The sequence below is a fragment of the Edaphosphingomonas haloaromaticamans genome (genome assembly GCF_001853345.1).
Classification (GTDB): Bacteria; Pseudomonadota; Alphaproteobacteria; order Sphingomonadales; family Sphingomonadaceae; genus Sphingomonas_E; species Sphingomonas_E fennica.
The window spans coordinates 820,055-841,743 of sequence record NZ_MIPT01000001.1 but is presented as its reverse complement, the minus strand read 5'-3'; the positions used below and the strand labels follow the sequence as shown (position 1 = coordinate 841,743).

Genomic DNA, 21,689 nt, shown 5'->3' with positions numbered 1-21,689 from the left:
CTGGCGCCATCGGGCGCGCGCCCTCACAACAGATCGAAATCGATCGGCCTGGTCCGGTCCAGCGCATTGTCTGCCGCCGGCATCGGATATTTCAGGCCGGTGGCGCAATTGAACAGCACCGCGCTGTCCTCCGCCCCGATCAGCCCTTCCGCCAGCGCCCGGCGATAGGCGGCCAGGGTCGCGCCGCCTTCGGGGCAGAGCAGCAGGCCGTCCTTGCGGGCGGCATCGTCCACGGCGCGGGCGATCTCCGCGTCGCTCACCGCCAGCGCCCTGCCGCCGCTCTCGCGCACCGCGGCCAGGATCAGGAAGTCGCCCACCGCGCGCGGCACGCGGATGCCGGCGGCGATGGTGTGGGCGTTCTCCCAGCGTTCGGCATGGTTCACGCCGTCGTCGAACGCCTTCACGATCGGCGCGCAGCCGTCGGCCTGCACCGCGAACATCTTCGGCCGTTCGGGCCCGATCCAGCCCAGCGCCTCCAGCTCGGCAAAGGCCTTCCACATGCCGATCAGGCCGGTGCCGCCGCCGGTGGGGTAGAAGATCGCCCTGGGCAGCCGCCAGCCGAGCTGCGCCGCCAGCTCCAGCCCCATCGTCTTCTTGCCCTCGATGCGATAGGGCTCCTTCAGGGTGGAGAAATCGAACCAGCGCCCCTGCTTGGCCCCTTCGGCGACGATCGCGCCGCAATCGTCGATCAGGCCGTTCACCCGCCACACCCGCGCGCCCTGCATCGCGATCTCGCGCACGTTGATCTCGGGCGTGTCCTCCGGGCAGAACACGATCGTCTCGATGCCGCAGCGGGTGGCATAGGCGGCCAGCGCGGCGCCGGCATTGCCGTTGGTGGGCATGGCGATCCGCGTCACGCCCAGCGCCCTGGCCATGGCGACGGCCATCACCAGCCCGCGCGCCTTGAAGGAACCGGTGGGCAGCCGCCCCTCGTCCTTCACGATCACATTGGCGCCGCCGGCTTCGGGGATCGGCACCAGCGGCGTCTCGATCTCGCCCAGGCTGACGATGTCGGCGGTGTTCCGCACCGGCAGCAGCTCGCGCCAGCGCCACAGGTCGGTCGGCCGCGCCGCGATCGCCTCGCGCGTCACCGCCTTGCCCGCCGCCTCCAGATCGTATCGCACCAGCAGCGGCCGGCCGGCGGCGGAAAGCCCGTGCAGCCGGTCCGCCTCATAACGCTCGCCGGTCAGCGAACATTCCAGATGGGTCACGAAGGTCGGCCGATCGGCCGTCAGGTTGGCGGAAACCATCCGGCTCGCGGTCAGATCGGCGGTCATGGGAATCTCCGGCGGAAACAAGGCGATGGAACGGGCTCAATGGGCCTTTGCGGTGGTTTTGGAAAGTGGGCGCGGGCGATGCGCCGATCGCGCTTCCCGAAAGGGCCTATGCCGGCCCTTCGACGGAGGCGAGCGGATCGTCCTCCTGCGGCGCGCCCTCCAGCATCCCTTCGCGGCGGGATACGATCAGCGGCACCAGCGCCTGCCCGGCCACGTTCACGGCGGTGCGGCCCATGTCCAGGATCGGGTCGATCGCCAGCAGCAGGCCGATCCCTTCCAGCGGCAGGCCGAGGGTGGAAAGGGTGAGCGTCAGCATCACCACCGCGCCGGTCATGCCCGCGGTCGCCGCCGATCCGATCACCGAAACGAAGGCGATCAGCAGATAATCGGACGGCCCCAGGGCGATGCCGTAGAATTGGGCGATGAACAGGCTGGCCACCGCCGGATAGATGGCGGCGCACCCGTCCATCTTGGTGGTGGCGCCCAGCGGCACGGCGAAGGCGGCATAAGGGCGCGGCACGCCCAGCCGCTCGGTCACCGCCTCCGTCACCGGCAGGGTGCCGATCGAGGATCGCGATACGAAGCCCAGCTGGATCGCCGGCCAGGCGGTGCGGAAGAAGTGCGCCGGGCTCAGCCCGTTCAGCGCCAGCAGCGCGGGATAGACGCCCAGCAGCACGATCGCGAGGCCCAGATAGATCGCCCCGGCAAAGGCGCCGAGCTGGGCCAGCGTCGTCCAGCCATATTGGGCGACGGCGGTGCCCAGCAGGCCGATGGTGCCGATCGGCGTCAGCCGGATCACCCAACTCAATATCCGCCGGGTGATCGCCAGCAGCGAACGGATGAAGGCCAGGAAGGGCGCCGCCGCCTCGCCGGATCGCAGGGCGGCGATGCCGATCACGATCGATATCACCACGATCTGCAGCGTGTTGATGGAAAGGCTGGTGCTGGCGCCGCCATTCTCCAGCTTGGTGGCCGCCGTCAGCCCCAATATGTTGGCGGGCACCAGTCCTTTCAGGAAATCCAGCCAGCTCGCGCTCGATGCCGCATGGGCGGCGGCCGTCACCCCTTCGGCATGGGCGTGCGCGCCGGGCTGCAATATCGTCCCCAGCGCCAGGCCGATGGAAACCGCGATCAGCGCGGTCAGCGCGAACCACAGCAAGGTCTGGCCGGCCAGCCGCGCGGCATTCTTCATCTCGCCGAAATTGGCGATGCTGGCGACGATCGCGGTGAAGATCAGCGGCGGCACCAGCACCTTCAGCAGCTGGACGAAGATGCTGCCGATCGTCGCCAGCGTCTGCGCCAGCGCATTGGGCACGCCGTCGGGCGATCCGATCGCGCGCGCGATCAGGCCCAGCAGGACGCCGATCGCCATCGAAGCCAGCACCTGGGTGCCGAAGCTGGGGCGGAAACGGGCGCGGGTGGGTTGGGGCATGAAACTCATCAGATTCCGATTATTCGACGATGGCAAGCTCGGGCGCGGCGGGCAGCACCTCGGCGCCGGGCGGCACGTCGCGGGTCAGCCACACATGGCCGCCGATCACCGCGCCCCGGCCGATGGTCACGCGGCCCAATATGGTGGCGCCGGCGTGGATCACCACCTCGTCCTCCACGATGGGATGGCGCGGCTCGCCGCGCGCGGCGCCGGTCGCGTCGATCAACAGGCCGATCGCGCCCAGCGTCACCCCCTGATACAGGCGCACGCCTTCGCCGATCACCGCCGTCTCGCCGATCACCACGCCGGTGCCGTGGTCGATGAAGAAGCGCGCGCCGATCCGCGCGCCGGGATGGATGTCGATGCCGGTGCGCGAATGGGCGATCTCGGTGATGATCCGCGCCACCAGCGGCGCGCCCAGTTCGTGCAGGCGGTGCGCCAGCCGGTAATGGATCACGGCGGTGATGCTGGGATAGCAGATCAGCACCTCGTCCACGCTGCGCGCGGCGGGATCGCCCTGCCAGGCGGCCTGCACGTCGCTGTCCAGCAGCGCGCGCAATCCGGGCAGCGCGGTGGCGAAGCCGCGCAGGATCGCCTGCACCCGCGCCTCGATCGCGTCGTCCGCCGCATCCCGCTGGTGATAGCGCAGCTCCAGCCGCACCTGCGCCGCCAGCTGCAGCAGCGTCGTCTCCAGCGTCGCCTCGATGAAGGCGTCCTCGTTCGCCGGGTTCAGCTCCGGCGGCCCCAGCCGCAGCGGGAACAGCAGCGCGCTCAGCGGCGCCAGGATGCGGCTGATCGCCTGCCGCTGGGGAAAGCCGTGGCCGCCATGCTCGGCATGCCGCTCATGCGCCGCCCGCCAGCGCAGCCGCTGCGCGCGCAGGCCGGCGATGATGGGGCCAAGCTCCCGGCTGGGATCGAAGGGTTCGATGGCGGTCTGGGTCATCGGCGGCGGCTCCTCATGGATCGCCACCCCTGTCCGCTCCCGATGGCCGGGATCAAGACAACAATTTCTATTGATACGATAGAAAAACTGTAGGAAGGAACAATTCACGCTGGGTCCGGCATCTGCCCTGGGCCACGCAGACGATTTCCGGAGCCAGTGACCGGCAACTGTCAGGCGACCAGAAAGAAGGGCTGGCAGGACAGCAAAGTCCGAGGGCGGACTATCCGATGTCGGACTGCCAGCGGCGGGAGCGGCCGCTCAATCAACCCGTTTCTCAATGCCGACAAGTCTGATCGTCCCATCAAATAGCTCCGCGATGTAGGCCGAGATCGTGTCGGAAAATTCGTCCATAAGATTCAGGCCCTCGGGATCATAATTGTTCTCCGCGATCAGCCGGAGTTTTCCGCCGTCAAACGAACAAATCACGTTGTTCTCGTGGGGATAGTGAAGGCGGCACTCCCCTGTGATATCATGGGCCGCTTCCTCGCCAACCGTTGCGGGCACCCGCCACATTCCAAAGTTATGCGATATATGAAACGGGCCTCTAACTTACAAAGTCGCCCGATGTTTCGCTCGTGGGTTCTCCCAACTCCGAAACGAAACTTCTAAATATCTCTCGGATAGCGGCATCACGGTCACGTAGCCCTTCCTTGGCAAGGGCGTCGGCGATGTGATTGGCAACATCGGCAAGAATGATGCCCCACGCCGCGTCTTCGGGCAGCGGACCATTCTCTTCATACACACCAACCTTGATTGAGCAGTGGAGCTTTCGCTCCGCGACCCACACACGAAGGGGTTCCCAAGCATCGTTATCGCGTAGTGCTGCAGCAGGGATAAGCCGTTCGTCCATGATCACGCTCCGAACTCCGATCAACGATCGATCACACATCGTCCAAGCGGCCGCAATTAGGAAAGAACGAAGCTCTCGCGAATGGCCATAATGCCTCGTGTCCGGGCAGGCAGGCCGGCTTTGGTCAGAACCGCCGATGATCGAACCATCGCTGTCCAAACAGCCCAATTTGTCTATGTGTCCTGGTCATTGTTCACCGCCCGCCCCGCCGGCGCAGCCTGCCCGCAAAGGGAAGCGCCTATTTCATGCCGAACGGGTCGCTCACCGCCGGATTGCCGACATTGTTCCAGAAGTTTTCGAGCACGAACCCATATTCGGAAAGGTTCTGCTTGAAGGGCGCGAGCATCGCGTCCGCCGTCGGCAGCTTCCAGTCCGCCTGAAGCTCGCAGCCGAGCGCGAAGGTGGTGACCAGCTCGGCCCCCGCATTGGCCATGCGCGACATCGCCGCTTCGGCTTCGTAGCGGTTCCAGGCCCCACAGGCGTCGATCACCGGAAACACCTTATAGCCGTCGTTGAGCAGGGAGAGCGTCGGGAAGGCGCAGCAGGTGCCGATGGTCACGGCCGCGATGATGATGTGCTTGCGGCCCGTCGCGGCGACAAGGTCCTCAAATGCCTTGCGGAAGGTCGGGTCCTCATAGGCGTTGATGATCCCCGTGCGGCGATGGATCGGATGCTCGGGGAACAGTTCCTTGATCTCCGGCAGCGTATCGCCGTTCTGCCATTGGGCGTTGGAAGAGGTGATAAGGGTCGGGATATCCAGCGCCCTGGCGATCCGCGCCAGGCCGACGACATTGCTTTTATACTCGGCGGTCGAGGTGAAATCGCGAACCCCGGCCATCAGGCCGATCTGGTGGTCCACCAGAAGCAGGATGCTGTTCCGCGGGGTCGGCTTGTCATGGCCGAAGCGCCCGGCCGCCCGGGCATCGGCTGCGGAGACCCTGTTGGGCAGGATGGAGTCCGTAATCGGGCTGACGATGTCGGCGGGACGCGGGGCAGTGTCGCTGGGCATGGCAGGCTCCTCCACGGTTTGCCGGCCCCAACGCACATGGCGGCACATATTATCCGCCACCCTCCGTCCGTCGATAACTTCGCAAATCGGCATGAACCCAAGTCACTGAATTGAAACGGCAACGTCGCGATCCGGACGGCGCGGCCGCCATCCATGCCCGGCCCCCTGTTCCTCCCCCGTGCGTTCGTCGCGTCGATCGCCGGAAAATGGGTTGCCTCGCTTTCGCGGTGGCCGGAGGCCGGCCTTCCGCCACTTCCGCCCCGCATCGGCTTGCCTCTTGCCCCGCCGCGCACCATCTCGGGGCCGAACATGGCCGATAGCGGCTTGCCGCGTGCGAACAAATATGGAACATTTGCCCTCATGCTGACTCACATTTCCGTCCGTGGCGCGCGCGAGCACAATCTCAAGGGCGTGGATGTCGATATCCCGCGCGAAACGCTCACGGTCATCACCGGCCTGTCGGGCTCCGGCAAGTCCAGCCTCGCCTTCGACACCATCTATGCCGAAGGCCAGCGCCGCTACGTGGAATCGCTCTCGGCCTATGCGCGCCAGTTCCTGGAGCTGATGCAGAAGCCCGACGTCGATCATATCGAGGGCCTCTCCCCCGCCATCTCGATCGAGCAGAAGACGACCTCGCGCAACCCGCGCTCGACGGTCGCGACCGTGACCGAGATCTACGATTATATGCGCCTGCTCTGGGCGCGGGTCGGCGTGCCTTATTCGCCCGCCACCGGCCTGCCGATCAGCGCGCAGACGGTCAGCCAGATGGTCGATCGCGTGCTGCAATTGCCGGAAGGCACGCGCTTCTACCTGCTCGCGCCCGTCGTGCGCGGCCGCAAGGGCGAATATCGCAAGGAACTGGCCGAATGGCAGAAGCAGGGCTTCACCCGCGTCCGCATCGACGGCGAATTCTACGAGATCGAGGACGCCCCCGCGCTCGACAAGAAATACAAGCATGACATCGAGGTGGTGGTCGATCGCCTCGTCGTGCGCGAAGGCATGGAAACCCGCCTCGCCCAGAGCTTCGAGACCGCGCTGAAGCTTGCCGAGGGGCTGGCCTATGTCGATCTCGCCGACGGCGTCGTGCCGGGGCGCGAGGCGGAGGATGCCGGCGGCCAGATGAAGGGCGCGGGCGTGCCGGCCAACCGCATCACCTTCTCGGAGAAATTCGCCTGCCCCGTCTCCGGCTTCACCATTGCCGAGATCGAGCCGCGTCTCTTCTCCTTCAACGCCCCCCAGGGCGCCTGCCCCGCCTGCGACGGCCTGGGCGAGAAGCTCTATTTCGATCCCCAATTGGTCGTGCCGAACGAGAATCTCTCGCTCAAGCAGGGCGCGGTCGTCCCCTGGGCCAAGTCCAACCCGCCCTCGCCTTATTACATGCAGGTGCTGGCCAGCCTCGCCGCCCATTTCGGCTTCAGGCTCGATACGCCGTGGAACCAGCTCACCGACGAGCAGCGCGAGGCGATCCTCAACGGCACCGGCCGCACGCCGATCGTCCTCACCTTCATCGACGGGAAGAAGAGCTACCAGGTCACCAAGCCGTTCGAAGGCGTGATCGGCAATCTCAACCGTCGCATGCTCGCCACCGAAAGCGCGTGGATGCGCGAGGAGCTGGCCAAATACCAGTCCGCGGCCCCTTGCGAGGTGTGCCACGGCGCCCGCCTCAAGCCCGAGGCGCTGGCGGTGAAGATCGCGGGCGAGGATATCTCCCAGTCCACCCGCCGCGCCGTCGGCCCCGCGCTGGCCTTCTTCCGCGATATGCCCAACCATCTGAACGCCCAGCAGAATGCGATCGCCGAACGCATCCTGAAGGAAATCGTCGAGCGGCTGGGCTTCCTCGACAATGTCGGCCTCGATTATCTCAACCTCGATCGCACGTCGGGCACCTTGTCCGGCGGCGAAAGCCAGCGCATCCGCCTGGCGTCGCAGATCGGTTCGGGCCTGTCGGGCGTGCTCTACGTGCTCGATGAACCCTCGATCGGCCTCCACCAGCGCGACAATGATCGCCTGCTTATAACCCTCCGCCGCCTGCGCGATCTCGGCAACACGGTGATCGTGGTCGAGCATGATGAGGACGCGATCCGCACCGCCGATCATGTCATCGACATGGGGCCGGGCGCGGGCGTCCATGGCGGGGCGATCGTGGCGCAGGGCTCGCTCGCCGATATCCTCGCCACCGAAGGCTCGCTCACCGGCGACTATCTCTCCGGCCGCCGCGCTGTGGACGTGCCGAAGAAGCGCCGCAAGGGCAATGGCAGGAAGCTGACGGTCAGGGGCGCGCGGGCGAACAACCTGAAGGACGTCACCGCCTCCATCCCGCTCGGCACCTTCACCTGCATCACCGGCGTCTCGGGATCGGGCAAGTCCACCTTCACCATCGACACGCTCTACGCCACCGCCGCGCGGGTGCTGAACGGCGCCCGCATGCTCGCCGGCCATCATGAGAAGATCGAGGGGCTCCAGCATCTCGACAAGGTGATCGATATCGATCAGTCGCCGATCGGCCGCACCCCGCGTTCCAACCCCGCCACCTATACCGGCGCCTTCACCAACATCCGCGACTGGTTCGCCGGCCTGCCGGAGGCGCAGGCGCGCGGCTACAAGCCCGGCCGCTTCAGCTTCAACGTCAAGGGCGGCCGGTGCGAGGCGTGCCAGGGCGATGGCGTGCTGAAGATCGAGATGCACTTCCTGCCCGACGTCTACGTCACCTGCGACGTCTGCCACGGCAAGCGCTACAATCGCGAGACGCTGGAAGTCACCTTCAAGGGCAAGTCGATCGCCGACGTGCTGGACATGACGGTCGAGGACGCGGTGGAATTCTTCAAGGCCGTGCCGCCGATCCGCGACAAGATGGCGATGCTGGCCGAGGTCGGCCTCGGTTACGTCAAGGTCGGGCAGCAGGCGACCACGCTCTCCGGCGGCGAGGCGCAGCGCGTCAAGCTCGCCAAGGAACTCAGCCGCCGCGCCACCGGCAACACCCTCTACATCCTCGACGAGCCCACCACGGGCCTGCATTTCGAGGACGTCCGCAAGCTCCTGGAGGTGCTCCACGCGCTGGTGGAGCAGGGCAACAGCGTGGTCGTGATCGAGCATAATCTGGAGGTCATCAAGACCGCCGACTGGATCATCGACCTCGGCCCCGAAGGCGGCGACAAGGGCGGCGAGATCGTCGCCGCCGGCACGCCCGAACAGGTCGCGAAGGAACCCCGCAGCTACACCGGCCGCTACCTCGCCCCCCTGCTCGGCCTGCAACCGGCAGGAGAACAGGTCGCGGCGGAATGATCCCCTATCACCCGGAGTGAGGCCGCTTTGCGCGCTTTCGCGCGGGCGAGCGAAGCGCTCCGGGCATCGGGAGGGGAGCCGCCCGTGCTGGTCGGCGGTGCCGCCGTCGAGCTTTATTCCAGCAGTGCCGTCAACACCGGCGATTTCGATATCGTCACTCCGCGTCAGCAATGGTTCGAGGAGATTCTGCAGCGCCAGGGCTTCGTGAAGCCGGCCGGACCGGGCATGGCGACGCGGGGCTGGATACATCCCGATCTGAAGCTCGGTTTCGAGATCGTTTCATCCTCCCTTCTGGATGGTCTTGCCGATCGGGAGCGCATTCTCTTCCTCGATTTCGGAACCGAAGGGCGCGCGGCCATAATCTCGGTAGAGGATATCATTGCCGATCGCATGGGCCAGTTCGCCAGTGGTGCCGCACCGGAAATGTGGGAACAGGCACGCTCCCTTCTTGTCCTTCACAGCGATCTGGATCGCGCTTATCTTGATCGCCGTATTCGAGAGGAGACAGGCGGTGACTACGGCATCGCGGACATCGAAGGATAAGGCCGTCGCCTTCGACGATTTCGCACGCGACATCGCCCGTCGCCGCGCCGAAACCGGCCAGCCCGATCTCCCACACAACAGCGGCAAACGTCGCACGGCCAGCAAGAAGGCGTTGCTCGAGGCCGTCGAGCAGGCAGGCGGACGCTGGTAAGCACGCACCGGCTGGCAAGGCCGCCGCAGCGAGATAAGCTGCCCCCATCTTCTCCGGGGAGAAAATAAGCAAGGCCGCCAGCGTGCGCCCTCTGGTGCCCATCATCCGAGGGGACGCGCAAGAGAGTGCCCCCGACACCTGCCCACCGCATCGCGACTGGACGCCGAGCGCCAGTCCTCCTTCCTGGTCGCGGGCCGGGCAGGAGCCGTTCTCCCGCGCCGGCGCTCACCAACTCGCCCCGTCGACCTTCCGCACCTCGACCGCGTCTGGATCGAACCCGTCCAGCAGCCGCGCGTTCATCCCCATCTTGCCGAAATCCTCGCCCAGCGTGCGCCAATGGGTCAGGCAGCCGCAGACCGGGCAGTGGTGGATGCCGATCGTCCGGTCGCCCCACACATAGGCGCGGGTCTCGCCCGTCACCTTCACCGCGCCATCGGGATAATAGGCCATCAGCGCGCCCGTCCTGCGGCACAGCGAGCAGTTGCAGCTATTCACCCATTCAGGGGCGTGGGGCACGGTGAGCGTCACCGCGCCGCAGTGGCAGCTTCCGGTGATGGGCGTGGGGGCGGCTTCGGGCATGGTCGCAGTCTGATCCAATTTTCCTTGTCATCCCAGCGCAGGCTGGGATCGCTTTCCTCCATGTTTCGCCAAAAGCAGGCGATCCCAGCCTGTGCCGGGATGACGGCTGGAGGGGATGCCCTGTCCTACATATAACCATATAGGTTATCTTGCCGGCATGACCGACCTCGCCATCCCCTCCGCGCCGGCCGCCTCCCCGGCCGCCCCCGCAACCGCCCTTCCCCGCCGCGACGGCTGGACGCCCGAACGCCAGCGCGCCTTTCTCGAGGCGGTGGCCGAAGGCCATACGGTGGAGGCCGCGTGCCGGATCGTCGGGCTCTCCGTCGCCTCGGCCTACGCCTTCCGCCGCCGCGCGAACGGGGCGGCCTTTGCGCTCGGCTGGCAGGCGGCGGCGTTGCAGGCGCGGGAGAAGCTGGCCGATATCCTCCTCTCCCGCGCGATCGACGGGCAGGTCGAAACCGTCACGCGGGCCAATGGCGACGTGATCGAGCGGCATCGGTTCGACAATCGCCTCGCCACCGCGATGCTCACCCGCATGGATCGGCTGGCCGATGCCCGCGTGGCGGAGGGCACGCACCAGGCCGCGCGGCTGATCGCGCAGGAATGGGAGGCGTTCCTCGATCTGGTCGGCCGCGATTGCTCGCCCGCCCGCGCCGGCCTGTTCCTGGGCCTGCGCGTCGCCGATGGCGGGGAGGAAGGCGGCGCCGGCCATGATCTCGCCCCCGTGGTGGCGCTGGCCCGCGCCGATCGCTGGCTGCGGGGCGGCGGCGCGCTGGCGGGCGATGTCGATATCTCCGATCTCGACATGGACGGCCGGGCGGGCTGGACGGCGGACCAGTGGGCGCGGGCCGAGGCCGCCGGCCTGATCCGCGTCGCGGCGCCCGATGCCGGCCCCGACGGCGCCGATGGCAATCCTCAACTTCCTCAACTTCGCGATGGCGCGGACGCCGGCCTGGCGGCGGAGGACGAACCCGTCTGGTGGGATGCGGAGGAGGAAAGCTGGTTCACCCGCTTCCCGCCCCCGCCCGGCTTTCGCGGGCCGGAGGACGGCGAATATGGCGACCCGGATTATTGCCGCACCCTCTCCCGCGCCGAACGCGCCGTGGTGGAGGCCCGCCACCGATATTTCGTCGATGGCCGCATCGCCGCCGACGCGCCCGATCGCGATCGCTGGTTCGGCTTCGTCCCCTCCGGCCAGCCCGAGGAGGAGGAGGAGGAGGAGCAACCCGACGACCCCGAAGGCAATGCGGAGGATGCGCATTTCCGCCGGCAATGCGCGCAGCATGATGCGGCGGTGAACCGGCTCAATCGCCTGCTCGGCCTCTATGACGCGGACGAGGCGTGGCGCCGGGGCAAGGGGCCGGACCCGCTGGGGCTGGAAAATAGCCGCGCCATGTTCCCCGATTTCAACGCCGGGCCGCCAGCGGCGCGCCCGGCCGCGGCCCCGCTTGCTCCGGCCGGCCCCACCGGCACCGGCCCCGCCGCTTCCGGCCCCACGGNCCCCGGCCCGGCCCCATCCGGCAAGCCACCGCCCGACCAGCCACAGCCCGGCGCACAGGCCCCGCCGCGCGATCGCCCGCCCGCCGCCGTCCGCGCGCTCTGAACCGCGCCGTCACCGCCGGCGGTTCCAAGCCGCCCCGATTCGCCCTACAGCCCACGGGCAAACACAACCGCACCGATCAGGAGGATCCATGGCCGTCCGTCCCCGCCGCAGCGCGCTCTACATGCCGGCGTCCAACCCCCGGGCGGTGGAAAAGGCGCGCGCGCTCGATTGCGATGTCGTGATCCTCGATCTCGAGGATGCGGTGGCGCCCGATGTGAAGGCGGATGCGCGCGCCGCCGCCGTGGCGGCGGTTGCGGCCGGCGGCTTCGGCCGGCGGGAACTGGTGGTCCGCGCCAACGGCATCGATACGCCCTGGGGGTTCGATGATCTCGCGGCGCTCGCCGCCGCCCGCCCCGATGCCGTGCTCGTCCCCAAGGTGGATGATGGCGCGGCCGTCGCCCGCCATGCCGCCGCGCTCGCCGGCGCCGCCCCGCTCTGGGTGATGATCGAAACCGCGCGCTCGATCTTCCGGCTGGAGGAGATTGCCGCCGCCCTGGCCGATGCCGGTCCCGGCGGCGGCTTCGTGCTCGGCACCAACGATCTCGCCAAGGAAATGGGGGCGCGGCCCGGCACGCTGCGCGCGCCCTTCCAGGGGATGCTGGGCATGGCCGTCGCCGCCGCGCGGGCGCACGGGCTGGTCGTGCTGGATGGCGTGTTCAACGCGATCGACGACGATGCCGGCTTTGCCGAACAATGCGCGCAGGCGGTGGAATTCGGCTTCGACGGCAAGACCCTGATCCACCCGCGCCAGATCGCCGCGTGCAACGCCGCCTTCACCCCCGATGCCGATGCCGTGGCCTGGGCGCGCGCCATCGTCGCCGCCTTCGCCGATCCGGCCAATGCCGCGAAAGGCGCGATCCGGGTGGAAGGGCGGATGGTGGAACGGCTCCACCTCGCCCAGGCCGAACGCGATCTCGCCGTGGCCGAATGGGCGGCGGCGGGTTAATCCTCGCGGGGGTCGCCGCGCAGGGCGGCGTCCAGCGCCGGCTTGTCCAGCCCGCCCTCCCAGCGGGAAACGACGATGGTGGCCACCGCATTGCCGATGAAGTTGGTCAGGCTGCGGCATTCGCTCATGAACCGGTCCACCCCCAGGATCAGCGCCATCCCCGCCACCGGCACCGCCGGCAGCACGGAAAGGGTGGCCGCCAGCGTGATGAAGCCCGCGCCCGTCACCCCGGCCGCGCCCTTGGACGAAAGCATCGCCACCGCCAGCAGCAGCAGCTGGTCCCCCAGCGAAAGGTGGATGCCGGTGGCCTGGGCGATGAACAGGGCGGCCAGCGTCATGTAGATGTTGGTGCCGTCCAGGTTGAACGAATATCCGGTCGGCACCACCAGGCCGACCACCGCCTTGGGGCAGCCGGCGATCTCCATCTTCTGGATCAGCGCCGGCAGCGCCGCTTCGGAGGAGGAGGTGCCCAGCACCAGCAGCAGCTCGGCCCGCAGATAGGCGATCAGCCGGAGGATGGAAAAGCCGTTATATCGGGCCACCAGCCCCAGCACGACCAGCACGAACAAGGCGGAGGTGAGGTAGAATGTCGCCACCAATGCGATCAGGTTGGCCAGGCTCGCCAGCCCGTATTTGCCGATGGTGAAGGCCATCGCCCCGAACGCGCCGATCGGCGCCGCCCGCATCAATATGCCGACCAGCTTGAACACCGCCTGCGCCACCGTCTCCAGCAGGTCCACCACCGGCTGGGCGCGGCCGCCCAGCATGGTCAGCGACACGCCGAACAGGATGGCGACGAACAGCACCTGCAATATCTCGCCCCCGCTCAGCGCGCCGAGGAAGGTGTCCGGGATGATGTGCATCAGGAAGGCGACGAGCGACTGGTCGTGCGCGGCCCGCGTGTAGGTGGCCACCGTCCCGCTGTCGAGCGTCGCCGGGTCGATGTTCATCCCCTCGCCGGGCTGGACGACATTGGCGACGATCAGCCCCACGATCAGCGCGAAGGTGGAGAAAGTGAGGAAGTAGATGAAGGCCTTGAGCGCGACGCGGCCCACCACGCCCAGCTCCTTCATCCCCGCGATGCCGGTGACGATGGTCAGGAAGATGACCGGCGCGATCACCATCTTCACCAGCTTGATGAAGGCATCGCCCAGCGGCTTCAGCGACGCGCCGACCTCCGGCCAGAAATGACCGATGACGCTGCCCGCGAGGATCGCCGCCAGCACCTGGAAATAAAGCTGGCCGGCCAGTCTCCGCCGGCGCGGCGCCGCTTCCTCCGGCTGGCTTTCGACGACGATCATGGGTGCGGCCCTCTCCCCTCAACGGCCCTTCTCTGCCGCCGGAAGGATGGGAAGTCGAGGGGGGGGAGGCCGCGCCCGCTCAGCCCGCCTTGGCGATCACCTCGTCGGCGAAGCGGCGCAGATCGGCCTTCTTCTCGTCGAGCGGCTGGCGGTCCTCCTCCACGGCATAAAGGTTGCGGAAGGCGACCGCGATGTCGGTGACGCCCGCATCCTCGAGCTTGCGGACGTCGTCCAGGCCCAGCATCCCGCCCATCGCCGTGGTGAAGATGCGGTAGGGCCGCCCCGCCGTGCCCAGCTCGGCCCGATAGGCGGCCAGCTTCTCCAGCAGCGGCAGGGTCTGTTCATAGCTGCCGCCGGCGCACAGCCAGCCGTCATGCCTGGCCGCCCGCTTCAGCGCCGCGTCGGAATGGCCGCCGATCAGGATCGGCAGCGGCCTGGTCGGCACGGGATTGAGCTTAACCGGCGCGAAATCGTAGAATTCGCCCTGGAAGCCGAAATAGCCCCCGTTGGTGAGGCCGCGGACGATCTCGATGCACTCGTCGAACCGCTTGCCGCGCTTGGCGAAATCCACGCCCATCACGGCATAATCCTCCTCCCAGACGGAAAGGCCGACGCCGAAGTTGAAGCGGTTGCCGGTGATCGCCGCGACGGATGCGGCGAGCTTCGCCGAATATACCGGCGGCCGCACCGGCAGCTTCACGACATTGGTGGTGAGTTCCAGCTTCGTGGTCGATGCCCCCAGCGCCGTCGCCAGGATGAAGCTTTCGACGAAAGGCTTGTTCTCCAGGAACTCGCGCCCGCCGTCCGCCGTGTAGGTATATTTGCTGTCGGTTTCCTGCGGGTAGATCAGGCTGTCCGGGATCATGTAGCCGGCATAGCCGTGCGCTTCGGCATCCTGGGCCAGCGGCACCAGATTTTCGAACGGCGTCATCGATTCGGCGTGGTGGAAACGCATGGCGGCCGGCCCTCTCTATCCTGTCCTACGGCAGGCGGAGTAGCCGATGCCGCCCCAAACGACCAGAATCGCCAAGGCGCCAGCTTGGGCGGAAGGGACGCGGATCGATCAGCGAATCCGGTCCCACGCCTCGGCGATGTCGGCGATGATCGAGCGCGCGGTATCGAGCGGGGCGGCGTCATTGTCGTTCACCGCCCGCAGGATGAGCCGGCTGGCCTCGGCATAGACGGAAGCCAGCAGCGGCGCGACATCGCCGCCCTTGTCATGGTCCAGCCCGTTCTCCAGCGCGGCGAGGATCGCCAGCGACCGCGCCTGCGCATCGGATCGGCGCGCATGATCCCCGTTGACCAGCCCCGATTTGAGCAGGGCCATCCGGGTCAGCAGCTCCTCATACAGGATCGAAACCAGCCGATGCGGCCCCGCGCCCTCGATCCGCGTCGCGATATCGACGCTCTGATAGCGGGCACCGGCGGGGGCATAGCGGGCGCGGGCGGCGGAACCGAACATGCATCACTCTCCTGTCGCGGCGGGCGGGGCCGCGCGATGTTCCGAAACGAATTGAACCATGGAACCGGCGGCGGATCAGTTGTTGCCGCTGGTCCACATCTTGATCTGCTGGTCGAGGTAGCTCTGCGTCGCCTTGAACGCCGCCACCCGGCTGTCCATCGCGGTGAACTGGCGGACGAGCTGGTCGTGATAGGCGCTCTCGCGCGTCTCCATCTTCTCCCGATCCTTGGCGATCGTCTTGCTCTCGGTCGCCAGCCGGGCCTGCGTGGTCGCCAGCGGCCCGCCGGACGCGCGCAGCGCATCGCGGATCGCCTGCAAGGCGCCGCCCAGGCCGAGATCGACCGTGATCGTGCCTTCGGCAAGGTTGCCGAGCGGTTCGATCACGAGTCCCTTGGACTTGGCCGCGATCGAGGAACTCAGCTGGCTGCCCGATACGACGCCCAGGAACCCTCCGATCTTGCCCGAAGCCGGATCGCCGGCCACGAGATCGCTCACCGTATAGGTGCCGGGCTTCACCGCTCCATAGGGGCTGACGATCCGGATCAGGGGGCTGGACGCCGTCTGGCCGGGGTTGAACAATGCCTCGACGCCATCGGGATCGGAGGCGAGGATCGAGGCCAGGCGCGCGCCGTCGACGGCCAGGGTCCCGTCCCGCTGGGTGCGGACGCCGATTTCGGCGAGCGTCGCCGGGCCGCCCGCGCTCGACAGCACGGTCGTGGGCAGCTTGGCGAGCTGGCGCTGCATTTCCCGCAGGCCGACATCGCCGCGCAGCGCACCGGCGCCCGCCGCCGTCGCCGCGTCCAGCATCGACTTGAGCTCGTTATAGGCCGCGACGAAATCGCTGACCGCCTGCGAGATCGCAGCGGTCGGCCGCGACGAGCCGATGGTGATGACGGTGCCGGCGGCCGCCTTCCTGAGATCGATCTTCACGCCGGGCACCAGATCGGAAAAGCTGTTCGACGTGCGCGTGACCTCCACGCCGTCCACCCGCACGATCGCATCCTGGGCCGCCTGGGCGAGACTCATGCCGGATGGGTTGCCGGCATCATAGCTGGCCGGATCGAAGGCGAAGGCCTGCAGGCCGGCATCCGCGCTCGGATCGACCGAAAGGCTGAAGGCCTGCGCGGCGCCGGTCGCCCCCTTGATGACGAGGCGGGATCCGGTCGTGTCCTGGATCACGCTGGCCGTCACGCCCGCGCCGGCCGCGTTGATGGCGCGGGCGAGCCCCGCCAGCGAATCGTTGGCGGCATCGACAGTAATGGCGAAGCTGCCCTTCGCGGTGGTGAGCGTCATCTGCCCCTGCCCGATCGGCGAGGTCGCGCCGGCATAGCTGCCCGAGGCGATGGACTGCGCGGCGGCAAGCTGGCGGACCTCCATCTGCACGGAAAGATTGCCGATCCGGGAACCCGCCAGTGCGCTGGCGGCGACGACGCCGGTGTCGGACGACGTCGCCTGGGTGAAAAGCGAGCCGCCGGAAATCAGCGAGGAGAGAGCGGAGGCGAAGGAGTCGATCGCCGAGGAGATGTTGCCGAGCGCGGAAATCTTGGCGCTGTTCGCCTCCTCCCGCTTGGCGATCAGATCCTCCTTGGGTTTCTTCGATGCCGCCGCGAGCTGCTCGACGAGCGTCGCCGTATCGATCCCCGATCCCACGCCCAAGGTTGAAGCAATCGACGTCACTGGCCATTCCCCGCTGATCCATTCGCAGGAACGACCGGATGGAGCCGAGCTTTAGGGCCATCGGGAAATTTACCCGCGACCCGAACGACCTTTCCAGTGCCCGTTCCCGCTTGCAGGAGAATGGAACCGGCCTAACGAGAGCGAATGGCCGATCCGCATATCCTGATCCCCCGCCTGCTTTCTCCATCCGCGATCGCCACCCGGATCGCCGACGGCCGGGTGATCGCCCTGGGCGGCCGGACGATGGGGACGAGCTGGTCGGCGCGGATCGCGGCGCGGGCTGCGCTGCCGGATGCCGGGCCGGCCCTGCAAGCCCTGCTCGACCGGATCGTCGCGGAAATGAGCCATTGGGAGCCGACGAGCGATCTCTGCCGCTTCAACCGGCTTCCCGCCGGCGCATGGCAGGCCCTGCCGGCCGATTTCTTCACCGTGCTCCGCCGCGCGATCGACATCGCAGCCGAAAGCGACGGCGCCTTCGATCCGACGATGGGCCGGCTGGTCGATCTCTGGGGCTTCGGCCCCGCCCCCGCCAGCCTCGCCCCGCCTTCGGATGGCGACATCGCCGCGGCTCTGGCGGCATCGGGATATCGGCGGATGGCGATCGACATCCATGGCCGGCGGGCATGCCAGCCAGGCGGCCTCGCGCTCGATTTTTCGGGCATCGCCAAGGGCTATGCCGTCGACATGCTCGCCGATGTCCTGCGCCAGGCCGGCCACCGCCACTTCCTGGTCGAAGTGGGCGGCGAGCTGGTCGGCGAAGGCGTGATGCCCGACGGCCAGCCCTGGTGGGTCGATCTGGAGGCGCCGCCGGAAGCCCCCGTGCCGCCGGCGCGGATCGCGCTCCACGGCCTCGCGGTGGCGACGAGCGGCGATTATCGCCGCTTCTTCGATCATGATGGCCGGCGCTACGCCCACAGCCTCGATCCCCGCACCGGCCGGCCGGTGGAAAACGGCGTCGCGGCCGTATCGGTAGTCCACGCCCGTTGCATGGACGCCGACGCCTGGGCCACGGCACTCACCGTGCTGGGCATCGAAGCCGGCATGGCGCTGGCCACGCAAAAGCGGCTGGCAGCACGCTTCATAAGCAACGAGGGCCGGGAAGCCTTCTCCCCCGCCCTCGCCGAAATGCTGGACTGATGGCCCGCCCGGACTTGCCGGGCGGGTGACCGATCAGAAGCTGTAGAAGAGGCTGAGACGCGCGGAGCGTCCCTCGCCCGGCATCGCCCATCCGCCGCCTACGACGCCATTGGCCCCGAGATTGTTGCGGATATTGGTGTAGTATTTCTTATCGAAGATGTTCTGCACGTTAAGCTGCGCGGTAAGGCCATTGCCGAACGCATAGGAAGCCATAGCGCGGTGCACCCAATAATTGTCCGTGTTGTATTGGGTCGGGTTGTTCGCATTGGCAAAGTTGGTTGCAAAACTTCCCTGATAGGTAAAGCCATAACCCAGCTGGAGCCCGAAATCGAAGGCATAGGTTGTCCACAAGCTGCCGGAATGCTTCGGCGTCTGCGTCAGCCTGTTGCCGCGCTGCGGATCGACGACACCCTGCTCCAGATCAAAATCGGAAATGCTCTGCCGCACCTCGCTGTCGAGATAGGTGTAGTTGGCGAAGATCGACCACGCTTCGGTGATCCGACCAGTCGCTCCGAGGGCAATGCCATCCACGCGGGATTTGCCATCCAGCACCTGCAGGGTGGCAGGCAGGGACGGGTCGTTCGACGCGACGCGGAAATTGCTGCGTTCGTTGCGGAACAAGGCCGCCGTCAGCTGCAGCCCGCCACCCAGCACATCAGCCTTGGCGCCGATTTCGTAATTGCGGGCCTTTTCCGGTGCGACCGCACACGGATCTGCCGCGCCCGGCGCCGAAATCGTGCCGCAGCCCGTGCGCACCGTGGCTGACGAGGGCGTCTTCGAATTGGCATAGGCGATATAGATGCTGGTATTCTCGGTAGGTTTGAACACGCCGCCAAACCGATAGGAGAACAAGTTTTCGCTGTTTCGCTGTGTGGCAAGCTGCGCCGGCGTCAGCGGGGTCGTCCCCGGCGGATAGTCAATCGGCAAGTTGTTGTAGCGGCCCTTGTTATGCTCGTAACGAATGCCGGCATTGAGCTCGAACTGCCCCAACTCGACAGTATCGAAGGCATAAATCGCCTTGTTGCTCGAATGGCTCTTGGCACGTGCCGTCAACACATAATGCGGGTTCGCATATGAGAAGTCGGGATGGATATAGTCCACCTGCGGCAAGGTAGCTGCCGAACCGTCCGCGTTACGGATCATTGATCCGGTATCGATATTGTAATCTTCCCAGGTCAGCGCGCCGCCGACAACCAGCGTGTTGCGAATCCCACCTTCTTCGCCGCTGACGATCCGGAGATCCGTCTGGTTGTAGAAGAGCTGATTTTCCTGATCACGCACATAACCCCGCGGGCCGCCCTGCGCCCACTTTCCGGGTGCGAGGCCATTAGGGCAAGCTTGGCCGTTCGGCTGGACACCGCTCACGAGGCAGATCGCGCCCTGCGGAGCGCTCGTCACGCTATACTGCTCCACCCGCTGCCAACGCGTCAGATTACGGACGGAAATGGCATCGCTGAAATCATGATCGACGCGCATCGTCGCCTGATCGAACGTGATCTTCTGCTTATCCAGATTGACGATGCCATAATAATCCGAGGAATCGATACCGGCGATCGGTCCGTCATTCGTATCGGTGATGTAGAATGGAACGCCATAAGTAGGCGTGTTATTATCCCGCTGATGAACGTAGCTCAGCGTCAGCCGGGTCGGTGAATCGACGCCGATCGTAACGGACGGCGCGATGCCCCAGCGCTTATACTTCTCAACATCGCGATCCGGATAATCGTTGCGGTGGAACATGCCGTTCAGGCGGAACGCGACGAGATCGGACGCACGCACATTGCTGTCCACGGTGGCGCGATAGTAATTATCGGTGCCAATGCCCGCTTCCAGCACCGTAAGATCGTTCGCCTGCGGGGTCTTGGATACGAGGTTGATCGTGCCGCCAACCGAACCCGATCCATTGAAGACCGAGTTGGCACCGTTATAGACCTCGATCTGCTGGAGGTTGAACGGATCGGTCCGGCTATATTGGCCACTGTCGCGCACACCATCCTGAGTGATGTCGTTGTTGGCCGAATAACCACGCAGGTTGATGCTATCGCCGAAACCGCCACCGCCCTCGCCGGCGCCGAAGGTGATGCCCGGAATGGTCGAAAGCGCATCGCGCAGCGTGAGCAGGTTTTGCTGCCGGATCGTCTGATTGCTGATCACCGTGATCGTCTGCGGCGTATCCAGCAGCGGCGCCGTCGCCTTCGGCGATTCCACGCGATCGACCTTGATGCCTTCCTCGATCGCCTCTGCCTCGACGGTGACGCCGCCGAGCTTGCCGCCCTCGGCCGTGCCGCTGGACTGTGCTATAGCGGGCGCGGAGGCGATGAAGCCCACGCAGCCGAGGGCGATGAAGGCAGGCGTGGCTACGGAACTGCGGAAATCCGAACTGGCCATGGATGGCTCCCCTTTTGCGCCGCTCTGCGCGGCCCGAACTTATCGGGGGAGGCTATTGCTAGTCATTCTCAATATTGTCAACGTCGATTATTGAGATCGACAGGCACGTTCAAACAGCCAGACGCGGATGGCGCTGGCGAGGTTTGGAGGATCGGGATCGAGCACCCGATCCGCATCGATCCGCGCGACCAGGGCGTTGAGAGGGATATCCTCCGCCCGCGCGGCCGCGACGAGGGCATCCCAGAAAGGTGGTTCTAGGCTGATCGAGGTGGAATGCCCCGCGATCATCACCGAACGTTTGACCGGCCCCGACATCAGGGCCGTCCGGCGCGGATGGCCGCGGGGAAAAGGGCCGGTGCCGTCAATACATGTGCTGCCCGCCGTTGATCGACAGGGTGGAGCCGGTGATGAAGCCCGCATCCTCGCTGGCCAGGAAAGTGACGCCCCGGGCGATCTCCTCCGCATGGCCGAGCCGGCCCACCGGCACCTTGGCGACGATCTTGGCCAGCACTTCCTGCGGCACCGCAGCCACCATGTCGGTATCGATATAGCCCGGCGCGATCGCGTTCACGGTGACGCCGAATTTCGCGCCTTCCTGCGCCAGCGCCTTGGTGAAGCCGTGGATGCCGGACTTGGCGGCCGCATAGTTCACCTGGCCATATTGCCCGGCCTGACCGTTGATCGAGCCGATATTGACGATCCGGCCCCAGCCGCGATCCCGCATCCCGGCGAAGGTGGCCTTGGCCATGTTGAAGCAGCCGCCCAGATTGGTGCGGATCACCTCGTCCCACGCCTGCCAGTCCATCTTCAGCAGGGTGCCGTCGCGGGTGATGCCGGCATTGTTGACGACGATGTCGATCGGGCCGAGATCGGCCTCCACCTGCCTCACGCCGGCAAGGCACGCCTCATGATCGGCGACGTCCCACTGATAGGCGGGGATGCCGGTGCGATCGGTGAAGGCGCGGGCCCGTTCGCTGTTGCCGGCATAGTTGGCCGCAACCGTGACGCCCTTGGCCTGGAGGGCGAGGCTGATGGCCTCCCCGATCCCGCGCGTTCCACCCGTCACGATCGCAATTCTGGCCATTTGCGTACTCCCACGGCAATTTCGC

General features: G+C 66.7%; 19 protein-coding genes. 5 read left to right on the top strand and 14 right to left on the bottom strand.

Annotated features, from left to right (window positions below):
- Positions 1-23: 23 nt before the first annotated feature.
- From BHE75_RS03830 to BHE75_RS03810, 6 genes are all read right to left on the bottom strand, one after another.
- Positions 24-1,277 carry a threonine synthase gene (locus tag BHE75_RS03830; protein ID WP_191225143.1) on the bottom strand — a complete coding sequence of 418 codons (1,254 nt, stop codon included), beginning with the start codon at positions 1,275-1,277 and terminating at the stop codon, positions 24-26.
- Positions 1,278-1,383: 106 nt separating this feature from the next.
- Positions 1,384-2,718: a dicarboxylate/amino acid:cation symporter gene (locus BHE75_RS03825; protein WP_070932521.1), complete on the bottom strand. Its 1,335-nt coding sequence runs from the start codon at positions 2,716-2,718 to the stop codon at positions 1,384-1,386.
- Between the two features lie 10 nt (positions 2,719-2,728).
- A complete protein-coding gene (gene epsC, locus BHE75_RS03820; protein ID WP_070935464.1) occupies positions 2,729-3,652 on the bottom strand; it encodes a serine O-acetyltransferase EpsC in 924 nt (307 codons plus the stop codon).
- Positions 3,653-3,910: 258 nt separating this feature from the next.
- Positions 3,911-4,156 (bottom strand): hypothetical protein, encoded by a 246-nt coding sequence (locus BHE75_RS03815; RefSeq protein ID WP_139181634.1) that lies wholly within the window; start codon positions 4,154-4,156, stop codon positions 3,911-3,913.
- 40 nt (positions 4,157-4,196) lie between these two features.
- On the bottom strand, positions 4,197-4,502 hold the full coding sequence (locus BHE75_RS23055) for a DUF5076 domain-containing protein (RefSeq protein ID WP_084653441.1): 306 nt from the start codon (positions 4,500-4,502) through the stop codon (positions 4,197-4,199).
- 238 nt (positions 4,503-4,740) lie between these two features.
- On the bottom strand, positions 4,741-5,511 hold the full coding sequence (locus tag BHE75_RS03810; RefSeq protein WP_070932519.1) for an isochorismatase family protein: 771 nt from the start codon (positions 5,509-5,511) through the stop codon (positions 4,741-4,743).
- Positions 5,512-5,871: 360 nt separating this feature from the next.
- Between BHE75_RS03810 and uvrA the strand changes: the two genes are divergently transcribed.
- From uvrA to BHE75_RS03795, 3 genes are all read left to right on the top strand, one after another.
- The gene (gene uvrA, locus BHE75_RS03805) at positions 5,872-8,793 is read left to right on the top strand and encodes an excinuclease ABC subunit UvrA (protein WP_070935462.1); all 2,922 of its coding nucleotides are present in this window, start codon (positions 5,872-5,874) and stop codon (positions 8,791-8,793) included.
- Between the two features lie 84 nt (positions 8,794-8,877).
- The gene (locus BHE75_RS03800) at positions 8,878-9,336 is read left to right on the top strand and encodes a hypothetical protein (protein WP_254684356.1); all 459 of its coding nucleotides are present in this window, start codon (positions 8,878-8,880) and stop codon (positions 9,334-9,336) included.
- Positions 9,305-9,487, top strand: coding sequence for a hypothetical protein (locus BHE75_RS03795; protein ID WP_070932515.1), 183 nt, complete (start codon positions 9,305-9,307; stop codon positions 9,485-9,487). Before BHE75_RS03800 ends, BHE75_RS03795 begins: the two co-directional genes overlap by 32 nt.
- A gap of 225 nt (positions 9,488-9,712) precedes the next feature.
- On the opposite strand, the gene BHE75_RS03790 is transcribed toward BHE75_RS03795, so the two are convergent.
- Positions 9,713-10,084 (bottom strand): GFA family protein, encoded by a 372-nt coding sequence (locus tag BHE75_RS03790; RefSeq protein WP_254684355.1) that lies wholly within the window; start codon positions 10,082-10,084, stop codon positions 9,713-9,715.
- 1,673 nt (positions 10,085-11,757) lie between these two features.
- On the opposite strand from BHE75_RS03790, the gene BHE75_RS03780 reads away from it, so the two are divergent.
- Positions 11,758-12,615: an HpcH/HpaI aldolase/citrate lyase family protein gene (locus BHE75_RS03780; RefSeq protein WP_070932512.1), complete on the top strand. Its 858-nt coding sequence runs from the start codon at positions 11,758-11,760 to the stop codon at positions 12,613-12,615.
- Here the strand turns inward: BHE75_RS03780 and BHE75_RS03775 are convergent.
- The 4 genes from BHE75_RS03775 to fliD form a co-directional block, all read right to left on the bottom strand.
- Positions 12,612-13,916, bottom strand: coding sequence for a dicarboxylate/amino acid:cation symporter (locus tag BHE75_RS03775; protein ID WP_070932511.1), 1,305 nt, complete (start codon positions 13,914-13,916; stop codon positions 12,612-12,614). The two genes, BHE75_RS03780 and BHE75_RS03775, sit on opposite strands and share 4 nt — an antisense overlap.
- A gap of 79 nt (positions 13,917-13,995) precedes the next feature.
- The gene (locus tag BHE75_RS03770; protein ID WP_070932509.1) at positions 13,996-14,871 is read right to left on the bottom strand and encodes an LLM class flavin-dependent oxidoreductase; all 876 of its coding nucleotides are present in this window, start codon (positions 14,869-14,871) and stop codon (positions 13,996-13,998) included.
- Between the two features lie 108 nt (positions 14,872-14,979).
- Positions 14,980-15,378, bottom strand: a complete 399-nt coding sequence (gene fliS, locus BHE75_RS03765) for a flagellar export chaperone FliS (RefSeq protein ID WP_015459354.1) — start codon at positions 15,376-15,378, stop codon at positions 14,980-14,982.
- Between the two features lie 75 nt (positions 15,379-15,453).
- A complete protein-coding gene (gene fliD, locus BHE75_RS03760; protein WP_070932507.1) occupies positions 15,454-17,055 on the bottom strand; it encodes a flagellar filament capping protein FliD in 1,602 nt (533 codons plus the stop codon).
- 144 nt (positions 17,056-17,199) lie between these two features.
- Between fliD and BHE75_RS03755 the strand changes: the two genes are divergently transcribed.
- Positions 17,200-18,192: an FAD:protein FMN transferase gene (locus tag BHE75_RS03755; protein WP_070932505.1), complete on the top strand. Its 993-nt coding sequence runs from the start codon at positions 17,200-17,202 to the stop codon at positions 18,190-18,192.
- Between the two features lie 33 nt (positions 18,193-18,225).
- On the opposite strand, the gene BHE75_RS03750 is transcribed toward BHE75_RS03755, so the two are convergent.
- From BHE75_RS03750 to phbB, 3 genes are all read right to left on the bottom strand, one after another.
- Positions 18,226-20,580: a TonB-dependent receptor gene (locus BHE75_RS03750; protein ID WP_070932502.1), complete on the bottom strand. Its 2,355-nt coding sequence runs from the start codon at positions 20,578-20,580 to the stop codon at positions 18,226-18,228.
- An 87-nt stretch (positions 20,581-20,667) separates the two neighbouring features.
- Complete coding sequence (locus BHE75_RS03745; protein WP_070932499.1) at positions 20,668-20,895, bottom strand: ribbon-helix-helix domain-containing protein; 228 nt, start codon at positions 20,893-20,895, stop codon at positions 20,668-20,670.
- Between the two features lie 46 nt (positions 20,896-20,941).
- Positions 20,942-21,664: an acetoacetyl-CoA reductase gene (phbB, locus tag BHE75_RS03740; protein ID WP_015459349.1), complete on the bottom strand. Its 723-nt coding sequence runs from the start codon at positions 21,662-21,664 to the stop codon at positions 20,942-20,944.
- Positions 21,665-21,689: the final 25 nt, after the last annotated feature.